General features: G+C 70.7%; 11 protein-coding genes. 6 read left to right on the forward strand and 5 right to left on the reverse strand.

The features are described 5' to 3' along the window. Positions 1–310: 310 nt before the first annotated feature. Entirely contained in the window at positions 311–778 is a 468-nt protein-coding gene (locus IU449_RS14505) for a flavin reductase family protein (RefSeq protein WP_195003196.1), read from the reverse strand. Between the two features lie 318 nt (positions 779–1,096). Between IU449_RS14505 and IU449_RS14510 the strand changes: the two genes are divergently transcribed. Both IU449_RS14510 and IU449_RS14515 read left to right on the forward strand, forming a co-directional pair. Further along, positions 1,097–1,918, forward strand: coding sequence for a crotonase/enoyl-CoA hydratase family protein (locus tag IU449_RS14510; protein ID WP_195002653.1), 822 nt, complete (start codon positions 1,097–1,099; stop codon positions 1,916–1,918). A 276-nt stretch (positions 1,919–2,194) separates the two neighbouring features. Next, positions 2,195–2,449, forward strand: a complete 255-nt coding sequence (locus IU449_RS14515) for a hypothetical protein (RefSeq protein ID WP_195002654.1) — start codon at positions 2,195–2,197, stop codon at positions 2,447–2,449. A gap of 127 nt (positions 2,450–2,576) precedes the next feature. On the opposite strand, the gene IU449_RS14520 is transcribed toward IU449_RS14515, so the two are convergent. Further along, a complete protein-coding gene (locus IU449_RS14520; protein WP_195002655.1) occupies positions 2,577–3,068 on the reverse strand; it encodes an inorganic diphosphatase in 492 nt (163 codons plus the stop codon). Positions 3,069–3,264: 196 nt separating this feature from the next. Here IU449_RS14520 and IU449_RS14525 point away from each other — a divergent pair, with 196 nt between their 5' ends. From IU449_RS14525 to hpt, 4 genes are all read left to right on the forward strand, one after another. Beyond that, positions 3,265–4,719 carry a D-alanyl-D-alanine carboxypeptidase gene (locus tag IU449_RS14525; RefSeq protein WP_195003197.1) on the forward strand — a complete coding sequence of 485 codons (1,455 nt, stop codon included), beginning with the start codon at positions 3,265–3,267 and terminating at the stop codon, positions 4,717–4,719. A gap of 13 nt (positions 4,720–4,732) precedes the next feature. After that, positions 4,733–5,851, forward strand: a complete 1,119-nt coding sequence (locus IU449_RS14530) for a zinc-dependent metalloprotease (protein ID WP_195002656.1) — start codon at positions 4,733–4,735, stop codon at positions 5,849–5,851. 94 nt (positions 5,852–5,945) lie between these two features. After that, positions 5,946–6,962, forward strand: a complete 1,017-nt coding sequence (gene tilS, locus IU449_RS14535; RefSeq protein ID WP_324188253.1) for a tRNA lysidine(34) synthetase TilS — start codon at positions 5,946–5,948, stop codon at positions 6,960–6,962. Between the two features lie 36 nt (positions 6,963–6,998). Then, the gene (hpt, locus tag IU449_RS14540; protein WP_195002657.1) at positions 6,999–7,556 is read left to right on the forward strand and encodes a hypoxanthine phosphoribosyltransferase; all 558 of its coding nucleotides are present in this window, start codon (positions 6,999–7,001) and stop codon (positions 7,554–7,556) included. Between the two features lie 3 nt (positions 7,557–7,559). On the opposite strand, the gene IU449_RS14545 is transcribed toward hpt, so the two are convergent. The 3 genes from IU449_RS14545 to IU449_RS14555 form a co-directional block, all read right to left on the reverse strand. Beyond that, positions 7,560–10,106 (reverse strand): protein kinase, encoded by a 2,547-nt coding sequence (locus IU449_RS14545; RefSeq protein WP_195002658.1) that lies wholly within the window; start codon positions 10,104–10,106, stop codon positions 7,560–7,562. Next, positions 10,103–12,088 carry a protein kinase domain-containing protein gene (locus tag IU449_RS14550; RefSeq protein ID WP_416382184.1) on the reverse strand — a complete coding sequence of 662 codons (1,986 nt, stop codon included), beginning with the start codon at positions 12,086–12,088 and terminating at the stop codon, positions 10,103–10,105. The genes IU449_RS14545 and IU449_RS14550 overlap by 4 nt, the downstream gene beginning before the upstream one ends. 1,202 nt (positions 12,089–13,290) lie before the next feature. After that, positions 13,291–14,184 (reverse strand): LysR family transcriptional regulator, encoded by an 894-nt coding sequence (locus IU449_RS14555; protein WP_195002660.1) that lies wholly within the window; start codon positions 14,182–14,184, stop codon positions 13,291–13,293. Between the last annotated feature and the right edge of the window lie 219 nt (positions 14,185–14,403).

A 14,403-nucleotide genomic window follows, 5' to 3' on the forward strand; every position in this document is an offset into this window, starting at 1 on the left:
TCGCGTTCGTGATCCTTGCGCGCACCCGTTGTCCCACAGTGGGGTTACCGAATGGCAAACAGCAGGGTGGCCCCCCGTCACGGTACCCGTGACATCCTCGGAAAACGCCTCGCGACCTGGTGGTTCGATACGAAGATCACAGGTCCGCGAGGGGCGGGTCGTGTCCTGGGCCTCGGCGCGGATTCCCGGCTCGCCGGTCGGCAACCCTCCTCGGTGACGGGGTTCTCCGGGCGACGGGCGACGACCTGGCCGCCGTCCGCTCGGACGCGGTGAGCGCGGGCTCGGCGACCCCGGCGCGGAGGCTCGGTGCTCAGCCCTCCAGCTCGGAGGGACGGTGGTAGCGGCCGTTGTAGTACAGCAGCGGTGATGCCGCGGGACGCTCGCCGGTCTCGTCGTGCACGCGGGTGACCAGGCCGATGAAGATCGTGTGATCGCCGATCGCGATGCGCTGGTGCACCGCCGCGCGCACCCAGATGGGGGTGCCGTGCAGGACCGGCTCGCCGCTGTCGAGCGTCGTCCACAGCGAGGTGTCGGAGAAGCGCTCGGCGGCTTCGCGGGAGAAGCGCTGCGCGATGTGGCGCTGGTGCTCGCCGAGGAAGTGGATCACCACCGACTCGGCGGCCAGCAGGGCCGTCAGGCTCGAGGAAGTGTGCGCGATGTTGAACGACACCAGCGGCGGCGCCAGCGACAGCGACGCGAACGAGGTCGCGGTGAAGCCCACCGGCCCGGTCGCCGAGTCGAGGGTGACGACGGTGACGCCGGCCGGGTAGTGCCGCATCGACGCCCGGTACTGGTCGGCGGTGATGCCGCTGACGTCGTCGGGGACTTTCAGGCCCGTCTCGGGCGGGGGTACTTCACTCACATCACGAAAGCTACGCCGGTTGCCGTGGTCCTGGGCGAACCCTGTGCCGTCCCGCGCTCGCCCGTGATCCTCGGATCGTCGCGCTGACCTCGGCGGATATGCCCGGCGCCGTGGGGTCTCACGGATTCGAGCCACGCGGGAGGGAAAATCCGGCCACGGAATGGCGTGGGTGCGGAAGTCCGTGGGTGCGGGAGTCGCGTTTGTACGCCGTCAGGCAGCCGATACGCTGGGCGGATGACTGATTGGCAGGCTTTCACCGTCGAGATCGACGGTCATGTCGCCCGGGTGACCTTGACCGGCCCCGGCAAGGGCAACGCGATGGGACCGGACTTCTGGCGGGAGCTCCCCGAGATCTTCGCCCAACTCGACGCCGACCCGCAGGTACGCGCGGTGGTCCTCACCGGCAGCGGCAAGCACTTCTCCTTCGGGCTGGACCTGCCTGCGATGTCGGGCACCTTCGGCCAGTTGCTGGCCGACCGGGCGCTGGCCGCGCCGCGCACCGACTTCCTCAAGGAGGTCCGCAGGATGCAGGCCTCGATCAACTCGGTCGCCGACTGCTCCAAGCCGGTCATCGCCGCGGTGGCGGGCTGGTGCATCGGCGGCGGCGTCGACCTGATCTCGGCCGCCGACATCCGGCTCGCCAGCGCCGAGGCAAAGTTCAGCATCCGCGAGGCAAAGGTCGCCATCGTCGCCGACGTGGGCTCGCTGCAGCGCCTGCCCGGCATCATCGGCGAGGGCCACCTGCGCGAGCTGACCTATACCGGCAAGGACATCGACGCCGCGCGAGCGGAGAAGATCGGCCTGGTCAACGACGTGTATCCGGACCCCGAAGCGCTGCTCGAGGCCGCGCACGCGCTGGCGAACGAGATCGCCGCCAACCCGCCGCTGGTCGTCCAGGGCGCCAAGGACGTGCTCGAACAGCGGCGCGTGAACGACATCGCCGAGGGCCTGCGCTACGTCTCGGCATGGAACGCGGCGTTCCTGCCGTCGGAGGATCTGACCGAGGCCATCCAGGCCGTCTTCGCGAAGCGTGCCCCGGAGTTCAAGGGCCGCTGAGGTTTTCGCGCGCCGGAAAGCCGGTGCGCGGGTCGCGCACCGAGCCCGCCGGGTCTCTCCGGCGGGCTCGCTGCGTGTTCGGCGACGTGCGGGCGACACCGGGGACGGGGGACCGCGGGGTGGTCCGGGGGCCGTCCGAGGGTGGGGTCGGTGAGTACCGCCAGGGTGTGCCCGAACGCCACCTTGGGGTGCCTGTGCAGGGCCTTTTCGCTCCCTAATGTTGTTCTCAGCAAGCCGGGATCACCATCTCGGCGAGAACACACGAGGAGCAACGACATGCGCATCAAGTCCTTCATCGCCGCCGCCGCGCTGGCCACCGCGACCGTCGCCGGGGTGTCGACGGCCGCGACCGCCACCGCCGCCGCGCCGATCGAGACCACCTACGAGGCCGCCTACTACGGCGGCACCTACATCGGCACCTACGCCACCCTGGAAGCCTGCCGCGCCGACGGCGTCTCGCCGAGCACCGGCGGCTACTACTGGGAGTGCATCGAGAACTGGGACGGCTGGGACCTCTACATCTACTACTGATCCCCGCTCTCCCGACAGACCACTCGACCACCGAGCACGGTTCCCCCACCGCCGTGCTCGGCCGAAAGGAAAGGGACGTCCGGCACCGTGCCGGACGTCCCTTTCGCCGTTCGTCGCGCAGGACAGCTCAGTGGCCGCCCTTCTCCTCCAGACGCCGGAAGGAAGCGGTGACCTCGGCCTCGGCCTCGGCGCGACCGACCCACTCCGAGCCCTTCACGTACTTGCCCGGCTCCAGATCCTTGTAGCGCTCGAAGAAGTGCTTGATCGCGGCCAGCTCGAACTCCGGGACGTCGGCGAGGTCCTGGATGTGGTCCCAGCGGGGGTCGCCCGCGGGCACGCACAGCACCTTGGCGTCGCCGCCTGCCTCGTCCTCCATCTTGTACATCGCGACCGGACGGGCCTCGACGATCACACCGGGGAACACCGAGTCCGGCAGCAGGACCAGCGCGTCCAGCGGGTCGCCGTCCTCACCGAGGGTGTTCTCGATGAAGCCGTAGTCGGCGGGATAGGCCATCGACGTGTAGAGGAAGCGGTCGAGACGGACCCGGCCGGTCTCGTGATCGACCTCGTACTTGTTGCGAGAGCCCTTCGGGATCTCGATGGTGACGTCGAACTCCACGCCATCTCCTTCTGTGCTGCATCCGGGTGCGCGAGCTGGGTGCGCGAGCAGGCGCGCTGCCGACTCGCGGCGACTGTCGGGGAGAACGGTAGCCGAACACCGATAGTGTGGGTGGTGCGGATACGGGTGCGCCGGGCGGGTGCGCGGTGGGTGGAGTCAGGGAGACGACGGGCACGTGGTTGGGAACGACAAGACGATCGGCGACTCGGCCTCCCGCGGCCGCAGACGCCTGTGGATCACGGTGGTCACGACCTTCGCCGTGATCGCGCTGCTGGCGGGCACGGCATTGCTGGTGGTGCGGCCGTGGACTCCGGAATTCCGGCACGGCAAACTGACCATCGCCGAATCACCCGCGCCGGTGCGGGCCCTCCCCCGGTTGCAGCCCGCCGACGACAACGGCGCGCCCACTCCGGCCGGGGTGACCGCCGCGCTGGCCCAGCCGATCACCAGCCCCGACCTCGGCGATTTCTCCGGCGTGGTCACCGACGCCGAGACCGGGACGACCCTGTGGAGCTCCGACGCCGACGAAGCCCGCATCCCGTCCTCGACGAACAAGATCCTCACCACCGCGGCCGCGCTGCTCGCGCTGCCCGCCGACCACCGGGTGGTCACCAAGGTCGTCGCGGGCGCGGCGCCGAACGAACTGGTGCTCGTCGGCGGCGGTGACCCGACGCTCACCGCGCAGCCCGACGGCAAGGGGTACTACCCGAATTCGGCTCGACTGTCGGATCTGGTCGGCCAGATCCGGTCGGCGGGCCGCGCGGTCGACACCATCGTGGTGGACACCTCGCTGTACGCCGGTCCGACGATGGCGCAGGGCTGGGAAGACATCGACGTCCCGCAGGGGTCGATCGCGCCGATCGAAGCGGTGATGATCGACGGCGGCCGCGCCGAGGCGCTGGTCGAGTACTCCCCGCGCACCACCACCCCGGCGCTGGACGTGGGCCGCACGCTGGCCGCCGCCCTGGGACTTGACCCGAATCGGGTGCGCACCGGAACCGCTGATCCCGCGGCCGCGGAGGTGGCCTCGGTGCGTTCGGCGCCGCTGCGCGATCGCCTGCACGCGATGATGCTGCACTCGGACAATGTGCTCGCCGAGACCATCGGCCGCGAGATCGCGCTGGCCACCGGCCACGAGCCGTCCTTCACCGGCGCGGTCGCCGCGGTGCGCGCCACCCTCGAGGGCGCCGGCTTCGATCTGACCGGTGTGGTGCTGCACGACTCCAGCGGCCTGTCGACCGACGACCGCCTGCCCGCCCGGCTGCTCGACGACATCCTGGCCGCCGCCGCCGCGGCCGGGGGCGAGATCCCCGAGAGCGCCGACGAGGACGGCGCCACCACCACGGCCGGGAGCGGCGCGGATCGGGGAACCGACCACGCCGCGCTCACCCCGCTGCTGGACGCGCTGCCGGTCGCGGGCGCGACCGGCTCGCTGAGCTCGCGCTATGTGCAGCAGAACCGGGAGGGCGCGGGCTGGGTGCGCGCCAAGACCGGAACTCTCACGGTTGCCAGCACGTTGGCCGGGTATGTGCTCGACAGAGATGGACGGGTGCTGACCTTCGCGTTGATGTCGAACGATCGGCCGCCGGAGGTGAGCCGACCGGCGCTGGACGCCATCGCGCGCACATTACGCAACTGTGGATGCTCGTGACGGGTGGTTGACGATGTTCGAAGGCGCTGACGGGGCAGAAGAGACGACGGCCGCGGACTCGGGGCCGACCGGGCCCGGCGCGCGCGGATCGGGCCTGTCCGCGCCGGTCGACTGGCGACTGGCCGCGCGCACCGGCGCCGCCCTGGTCCCGGCCGGACCGAGCACGACCCGAGCGGCCGCCGAGCAGGTGGTCGCCGAACTCGCCGCGGCGTCGGTGCGCGCCGAGCAGCCGGTGCGGGAGGTGAGCGGGCTGCTCGACGACCAGCCCGTCCCCGAGGCCAGGATCGTGGACCGGCCCGGCTGGATCAGCGCGGCCGCCGACTCGATGGCCGTACTCACCGGTCCGGCCCCCCGGCCGAGCGGCTTGCAGGCCAAGATCACGGGCAAGCCCGCGGGGGTGCAGGCGGGCGCGATGCTGGCGTTCCTGTCCACCGCCATCCTCGGCCAATACGACCCCTTCACCGGGCCGGACGGCACGCTGCTGCTGGTCGCGCCGAACATCGTCGCGGTGGAACGCACCCTGCGTGTCTCGCCCAGCGACTTCCGGCTGTGGGTGTGCCTGCACGAGGTCACCCACCGGGTGCAGTTCTCCTCCGCGCCGTGGCTGGCCGGCTACATGCGCGACACCGTCGATGTGTTCGGCGACATCGGCGACGACACCGTGACCCAGATGCTCTCGCGGCTGCTCGACGAGGTGCGCGACCGCAGGCGCGGCGTGGTCTCCGAGGATCCGGCCGCGCGCGGTGTACTCGGCCTGCTGCGCGCGAGCCAGGCGCCGCCGCAGCGTGAGGCGCTCGACCGTCTGCTGATGCTCGGCACGCTGCTGGAAGGGCACGCCGACCACGTGATGGACGCGGTCGGCCCCGCCGTGGTCCCGACCGTCGCCCAGATCCGCGCGGCTTTCGACCTGCGCAGGCAACGCCCGGCCAATCCGGTCCAGCGGCTGCTGCGGGCACTGCTGGGCATGGACGCCAAGATCGCCCAATACGTGCGGGGCAAGGCATTCGTCGATCACGTGGTCGGCCGGGTCGGGGTCGTCGAGTTCAACGCGGTGTGGACCGACGCGACGACTCTGCCCCGCACAGCGGAGATCGAGGATCCGGACCGGTGGATCGCCCGAGTGCTCGGATGACCCGACCCGATGCCCGAGGCCGCGGATCGCCGTGCGCTCGGCGGTCTCGCCCGGTGGCTTCGCCTCGCACGGCAGCTCGGTCGAGTAGCGCGGCGTGAGCGGCGCGCCCCTCCGCTTGCCGGAGACCCCGGCGGCACTGGTCCTACGCCATGCCGTGCGGTCCTGGCTGGCCGAGTTCCTGCCCGCGGACACCTCCGCGGTCGCGGTCGGCCTGTCCGGGGGGCCCGACTCGCTGGCGCTGACCGCCGCGACGGTCGTGGAAGCGGGCACGCGAGATCTCGCGGTGGACGCGCTCGTCGTCGACCACGGGTTGCAGGCGGGCTCCGACCAGGTGGCCGCCGAGGCGGCCGCCACCGCCCGCACCCTGGGCGTTCGCGACGTCCGGGTACTTCCGGTCCGGGTCGGCACCGAGGGCGGTCCGGAAGCCGCTGCCCGAACCGCCCGCTACGCCGCGCTCGAATCCGCTCGCGCCGGCTGCCCGGTTCTGCTCGGGCACACCCTCGACGATCAGGCCGAAACCGTGCTGCTCGGGCTGGCCCGAGGCTCCGGCGCCCGTTCCATCCAGGGCATGGCCCCCTACGCCGCGCCGTGGGGCAGGCCCCTGCTCGGTGTGCGTCGCGCCGACACGCGCCGGCTGTGCGCGGATCTCGGGCTGGTCCCGTACGACGATCCGCACAACGCGAGCGCGGAGTTCACCAGGGTGCGGCTGCGCACCGAGGTTCTGCCGCTACTCGAGGACGTGCTCGGCGGCGGGGTGGCCGAGGCGCTGGCCCGCACCGGCGCCCAGCTGCGCGAGGATTCCGCGGTCCTCGACGCGCTCGCCGCCGAGTTGCTGGAGCGGGCGAGCGATGATACGGGCGCGCTGTCGGTCGAGATCCTCGCCACGGCGCCCGCCGCGCTGCGACGGCGGGCGTTGCGGACCTGGCTGCTGGCCGGTGGCGCCAATGCCCTGACCGGCAAGCATCTGCACGCCGTCGACGCGCTGATCGTCGACTGGCGCGGCCAGGGCGGCGTGGCTGTGGGGGGAGGCACAGCCCGGGCGAGGTTGGTTGCCGCGCGCGAACGTGGCAGGCTGACACTGCGCAGGCACGACCGATCGCCCGCGCGGTGAACGTGCCGCGAACACAGGGAAGGGAAACCATTACACGTGTACGGGGACGACATCGCATCGGTGCTGATCACCGAGGAACAGATCGCCGCCAAGACCGGTGAGCTGGCCGAGCTGATCGCCAAGCGCTACCCGGAGGGCTCCTCCGCGGACGACCTGCTGCTGGTCGGCGTGCTCAAAGGCGCCATCTTCTTCATGACCGACCTGGCCAAGGCGCTGCCGATTCCGACCCAGATGGAATTCATGGCCGTCTCCTCCTACGGGTCGTCCACCTCGTCGTCGGGCGTGGTGCGGATCATGAAGGACCTGGACAAGGACATCGCGGGCCGCAATGTGCTGATCGTCGAGGACATCATCGACTCCGGCCTGACGCTGTCGTGGCTGATGCGCAACCTGTCCACCCGCAACCCGGCCTCGCTGGAAGTGGTCACCCTGCTGCGCAAGCCCGACGCGCTGCGCACCCAGGTGGAGGTCGCCCATGTCGGCTTCGACATCCCCAACGAATTCGTCGTCGGTTACGGCCTGGACTACGCCGAGCGCTACCGCGACCTGCCCTACATCGGCACCCTGAATCCGAAGGTGTACGGCGGGGCCTGAGCCTCACACCCGAACGGTGAGGGCGCCGGTGTCCAGCGGCGGCGTCATCACCCGTTCCAGCGCGGCCAGGTCGCGTTCGATCGTGCGGAACAGCAGATAGCTGGCCACGAACATCACGATGCTGCCGATGCACAGCACCCGCACCGCCACGATGATCTGTCCGATGTCGGCGACCGGAAGCAAGGTCACGCCCGCGACAGCCAGCAACGGAATCGACGCCGCCACCAGGAGATATCCCACGCAGCGCCGCTGCAATCCGCGCAGCAGCGCCACATCCGCCGCGCCGGGGGCGCCGTGCCCGAGCAGCATCGGATACACGCAGCGCACGATGTAGAAGCCGACCAGGAAGAACGGATACGCCAGCGCGATCGCCCCGCACACCGCGTGCGAGGCCAGGAAATGCGCGAAGGCGTGCGGCGCGAGATCCTCCCCGGCCAGCGCCACCCCCACCGGGTAGGTGGCGGCGCTGATCATCCAGAAGGCGAAGGCGACCAGCACACTGCGATCTCCCAGCAGGATCGCCGCCCTGCGCGCCCGCGCCAGCTCCCCGGGTGTGTACTCCCCACCCCGGCTCAGCCCGCTCGGGACCGTGACGACCAGGCGCGACCAGTAGGTCAGCATGATCGCGGCCAGCCCGAAGAACAGCACGTTCGTGATCAGCGTCGACACGGCGAACAGGTCCTGGGTCCGCTGCGAGAGCCGTCCGGTGACCAGGGCGCGGTTGTGGTCGATGTTGTACAGCGAGGCCAGCAGGTTCGGCACCGCCACCGCGGCGGCCACCAGCGGCACCCGCCACGGCCGCAACCGCCGCCGCCAGCTGTCCGGGGGTGGGTCCACCAGATCTCTGGCCCGCTGATCCAGGCACAGATCCAGTTGCCGGGCGAGGGTCGCGGCATCCGCCCAGCGACGCCGCGGATCGGGTTCCAGACAGGTCGACAGCACCCGGCGCAGCGCGGGCGGGCAGTCGGCGGGCACCCGCTCGGCGAGGTCCGCCCCGGCCACTCGGGTCCGGCCCGTCGGTGCCTGCTCGGCATCGGGATGTTGCGCGGGGCGCGGGGATTCACCGGTGAGCAGTTCCCACAGCACGACGCCGAGTGCGTGGATATCGCCCTGGGCGTCGAGTTCTGGCATCGGCGGCGACTCGCGTGGGGACGACCGGGGCCGGTCCAGGTCGTTCCCGGACTGATCGGGTGAGGTGGTCGACCACGTCGCGGGATCGGTGTCGGCGGACGGCGGTGTGGCCCGCGCGGCATCGTCGCTGTCGAGGCCATCGTCGCTCACGAGGCCATCGTCGCTCACGAGGCCATCGTCGCTGTCGAGGCCGGAGCGCACCGGGTGGACGGACGGCAGGGCGAAATCGGCCAGCTTCGGGACGCCTTCGGCGGTGAACACGATATTCGCGGGTGTGATGGCGCGATGCGCGGTGCCGTGCCGGGTCGCGTAGTCGAGGGCAGTGGCCAGGCCCCGGCCGATCCATGCGACCGTCTCCGGCCAGCTGAGCGCGGCCAGCGCGCGGCGGACAGGCGAATTCGCCGGGGGGATCTCGCCTTTCGCCTCCATCGCGGCGTCGACCGCCGCGAGCAGCAACGCGCCGCTCGCCGGTTCGCGACATCGCCTGCGCAGTGCGAGCACTCCTTCGGCGGTGCCGCCGGGCAGGTACTGCATCCACACCAGGGCGGCGGTGTCCGCGCCGGACAGCCGCTGATCGAAGACACGCACGATGTGCGGATGGTCGAACCGGGCCATCGGGCGCGGCATCCCCTCGGCCCGGTCGGTCAGCCGCAACGCGACCAGGCGCTGCATGGAGATCTGTCTGGCGAGGAAGACCCGGCCGGAGGCGCCGGTACCCAGTTCGGTGCGCAATTCGAAATCGTCGATGCGATCACCCGGGCGCACATGGGCGATGTCTTCGACTCTCGGTACCGACGCCGCGTCCGCCGCCCCGGGCGCCGACAGGGACGACGCGGTCTTCGGCCCCGCGTCCACCGCTCGGGTATCCGCCGGGCCGACCCCCGTGACCGTCGAGTCGGCCGCGCTCGGGACCGTTGCGGGCGTATCGGCGGGGCGTGGGGTCGCGCTGGGCGAATCGGCCGGGACGGCGACTGTTCGTTCCCGGGAATCCCGAGGCGTCGACCACGCACTCGCCCCGGTCGCCGATTCGATCAGGGAGCGACCGGGGGACGTGCGAGTGGTCGCGTCACCGGAGACGGCGTACGCGGTGGGGTCCTGATCCGAGCCCGAGCCCGAGTCCGAGCCCGAGCCCGAGCCCGCCGGGCCGGACGAGTACTCGGGCAGCAGGTCGACGAGCGCGGAGGTGTCGGACAACAGTTCGGGGAAATCGCGGCGGTACTCGTCGATGCTCTTGGCGAGTCCGGGACGAGCGCCGCGCTCGCGCAGGTCGGCGCGGATGAGAGCGATCAAGGCCGCGCGGTGGACATGATCTCCGTGGGGGACGAAATCGGCCGGGCTGGGCGGCTCGCCGCCCTCGCGAAGACACTCGCGCCACTGCCTGTCGAACCGGGCGAGGGCGTCGGCGACCGGATCGGTCACGAGCGCGGTTCCGCGGGACCGGAACGGTCGGTGTCGCGGTGGATCGAATCGGGCGCGACCACCCGCTCGAGGGCGTGCAGGTCGGCCTCCAGCGCACGGAACAGCAGATACGACCCCACGAAGGCGACGATGGCGCCGACTGACAGCACACGTACCGCGACGATCACCTGCGGGATGTCGGCGGGCGGCAGGAACGTCACCCCGGCCACGGCCAGCAGCGGCACCGACGCGGCCACCGCCAGGTAACCGTTGCAGCGCCGGTCCAGCGCTCGCAACCGGACCGCGTCCCCCGCGCTGATCTCCCCGTGTCGCAGGAAGATCGGATAGATACAGCGCACGATGTAGAAGGTCGCCAGGAAGAACGGATACGACGCCGCGATCGCGCCGCAGACCACCAGCGAGGCCAGGAAGTGGACGACAGCGTTCGCGGTGATGCCGCCGGTCGACAACTGCAGCGCGAGCGGGAAGGTGAGCCCGGCCAGCACCCAGAGCGCGAACGGGATCACCACCGCGCGCTCGCCGAGCAGCAACGCGTCGTTGCGTGCTCTCCGCAGCGTTTCCGCGTCGTAGCGTCTGCCTTTGCGCAGACCTCGCGGCACCGCGAGTACCGAGCGCGACAAGTAGGCCACCACGAGGAATCCGAGTGGGAAGAAGACGCTGTTCACGATGCCGGTGATGATCAGGAAGGTGCGCTGGGCCTCCTCGTCCATCCGGGAGACGATGAGGGTCTGGTTGTGCTGGATGTTGTACAGCGAGGCGAGCAGATTCGGCACCCCGATCGCGATCACCAGCACCGGGATGATCCACGGCCGCAGCCGCAGCCGCCAGCTGCCCGGCTTGGGATCGACCAGATCCCTGGCCCGCTGATCCAGGCACAGATCGAGCTGTTTGGCGAGCACTTCGCCGCTGGCCCACCGGTTCTCGCGGTCGGACTCCAGGCAGGTCAGCAGCACCCGGCGCAACGCGGCGGGGCAGTCCGCCGGTACCCGTTCCAGCGCGGCCGGGTCCACGCCGAGCCTGCGGCGCTCCAGCATCGCCTCGAGGGTGGTGTCGTCGCTGCGCTCACCGACGCCCGCGGTGGAGTCGTCGAAGGGCTTGGCACCGGTGAGCAACTCCCACAGCACCACGCCGAGGGAGAAGATGTCCGCCCGGGTATCCAGATCGGCCGCCGAACGAGCCCGCCCGGGATGACAGGCCTCGAGTTGCTCGGGCGACATGTAGGACAGCGAGCCGCCGAAGTAGGCGACCGGGCTGGCACCGGACACATTGCGGCTGAAACTGATGTTGAAATCGGCCAGCTTCGGGACCGCCTCGGCGGTCAGCAACACATTCGCCGGTTTCACGTCCCTGTGCAGCACCTCGTGGGTGGCGGCGTACTCCAGCGCCTCGGCGAGCCGGCGACCGAGCCAGGCGACCGTCTCCGGCCAGCTCAGCGCCGCGATCTCGGCGCGCACGCTGGAATCGGTGGGCCGGATCTCGCCCTTCTCCTCCATCGCCGCGTCCACCGCGGCCAGTAGCAGCTTGCCGTCGCGCTCGGCGGGCCGGGTGTTGCGCACCCAGCGCAGCACGCTCAGCAGCGTGCCACCCGGCAGGAACTGCATGTACAGCAGGCGCAGCCGCCGCGTCGCCGCCCCGGAACCACGCTGGGCATCCATCAGCCGCTGATCGAATACGCGCACGATGTAGTCGTGGTCGAGCTGGGCCAGCGTCTGCGCCTCGGTGCCGTGATCTGCGGAGATCTTCACCGCGACCAGTCGTTGCATCGAGCGCTGCCTGGCCAGGAACACCCGTGCGAACGCGCCGCGCCCCAGCCCGGTGAGCAGATCGAAATCGCCCACCCGCTGACCGACGTGGATGCGGTCGAGCGGGTCGAGTTCCCTGCCCGGGCCGGGGCCGGTCGTCGCGGTCGCCAGGGCGGCGGTCGCGGTGGGATCGGCGTCCGGGGAGTAGGCGCCGGTGGCCTGTGTGTCGAGCGCTGTCACGGCGTCGACGTCGGTGTAGCCGGTGAACGCGGTGTCCTCGAGCGCGGTGGCCTCGAAGGCGATGGCCGCGAACGCGGCGGTGGTGACGGTCTCCGACGCGGTGTCCTCGAACACCACGGTGCCCTCGAGCGATGTGGTCTCCCCGGCCTCGTACGCAGGAGTCGGCGGTCCGGTCCGGGCCTGCGTCTCATCGGAAGGCGGTGCTGCGTGTGTCGTGTCGAATCCGCCCGCGGCGGGCGCGGTCGTCCGGGGTGTGACCGTCTCGGCGGTGGTGTCCTCGGGCGTACTCGACACACGGGCGGTCGTCGCGGGGAGTTCGGCGGGGACGGTCACGGCGCGCGCGCTCGGCGGGCCGGCGTCGGTTGCCCCGTTTCCGGCCAGGTAGGTGGTGTCGTCGCTGGGGGCGTCCTCGCCGGGGCCGGCGCGTCGGGTGCTCTGATCCAGGTCGTCGGCATTGAGCAGCTCGCGCAGGACTTCGGCCTGCGCGGGGTATTCGCGCAGGCACGTGCGCGGGTCGACGTGGTCGCCGCTGTGCCTGCGGACGACGAATTCCTCGTAGACGAGCCCGGCCGGAAGCTGGTCGCGGTCGAGTTCGGGGAACTCGGCGCAGTACTCGGCCAGCCGTTTGCGCCGGGCGGCCGGGTCGGCGTCCGACGATGGGGCCGCTCCGGTTCTCGGGGGGCCCAGCCAGCGATAGCGCAGATCGATGCGGATCAGCTCCACCAGCGCCTCGGTGCGCAGGGTCCGCGCGTCGGGCAGGAAGTCGGGTATGCGCGGCAGATGGGCGGAACGCTGTGCGGCGGGCAGCTGGGCAGCGGCCACCCACGCGGCGGTGAACGCCCGCACCGCCGCGGCTTCACCCTCGAGCGCCCGGCCGTTTCCGCGCAGGCCAGGGCTCGTCGGAACACTTCTCTCGGACTCGGCACTCATTCTCGGACCTCGAGGCTGAGCGGGTGGCGCGTACCCCCCGCGCTGGTCGGCAACGAGCTGTGCCGGATTGCGACCACCGACGGATGCGTCCCCGCGTGGTACTTCGAATGATACGTGCCCGACGACGGTGATCCGGCAGTTCAGCTCGGATTCGGTGGTTCGGCTCGAAACGGCGTCCGGATCCGGAGCCCGCGGTTCGGTCCGACCCGGCCGTCCAGGCGCGGGATCCGAGGCAACCGCCCGCGCTCGGACGGCGACCGCATCCGTGCGGGTCAGCTCGCGACCGGCTGGGGTTGCTGCACGGTGGCGAAACCACCCTCGGTCGCGCGGCCGGCGAACTCGAGAATGGTCGGTCGGGTGTCGTCGGCGCGCCAGGCGACCGCCAGTTCGCACGGCGCGATTCCGCTGAGCGGGCGCGCGGTCAGACCCGGCCACCGGTACATCGGCACATTGTTCTCGGCCAGCAGGCACACGCCGAGGCCGAGGCTGACGGCTTCGAGCTTGTCCTCGGGGGTGGCCGCCTCGGCGCCGATCTTGGGGGCCCGGCCGCCGCGCGCGTCGTTGCCCAGCCAGAAGTCGCGGATCGCCCCGGCTTCGGCGGGCAGGGCGATGAACGGCTCGTCGAGCAGATCGGCGAAATCGATGACCTCGTGACCGGCCAGCGGATGGTTCTCCGGCAGCAGCACCCAGCGCGGTTCGGTGCGCAGCACCTGCCACCGGTAGCGGTTGGAGTCGGGCAACGGCAGCCAGACCAGCGCCAGATCGGCCTGTCTGCCCGCCAGTCCGCTGGAAGCGTCGTTCCAGGAGGCGGCGTGCAGGGCCAGCCGATATCCGCTCGCGCTCTCCAGATCGTTCAGCAGTCCGCGGCCCATCGCGGACTGGATGCCCACGCGTAAGACCTCGCCCGCTTCCTGTAGCGAGATATTGGTGACCTCCCACAGCTCCAGCATCTTGCGCGCGCCTTCGAGCAGTTCCTTGCCCGCGACGGTCAGCGCCACGCTGCGCTGGTTGCGATCGAACAGCACGACGTCGAGTTGACGTTCCAGCTGACGGATCTGCCGGGACAGGGTGGGTTGAGCGATGTGCAGCCGCTGAGCGGCGTTGGTGAAATGCAGTTCCTCAGCGACGGCGACGAAATACCGCAGGTCGCGCAAGTGCGGGTCCATAGCCCTTTGCTATCAGAATCGGTCTTGAATTTCCAGCCTTATCAAGCCGAGAAGTCTGGATAGTGGGAGCGAAACCGTCCAACGGTTTGTTACTCCACAGCATAGAGGCTTCTGTGGTGATTTGCACAATGCGCTCGGGCGAACGGTGAGCATCCTGGCGGCCGCCGGGTGTCATTCCCTGGATTTGGACGTTCGACCAGCATGAATGGTCCGATCGCG

The organism is Nocardia higoensis, assembly GCF_015477835.1.
Classification (GTDB): Bacteria; Actinomycetota; Actinomycetes; order Mycobacteriales; family Mycobacteriaceae; genus Nocardia; species Nocardia higoensis_A.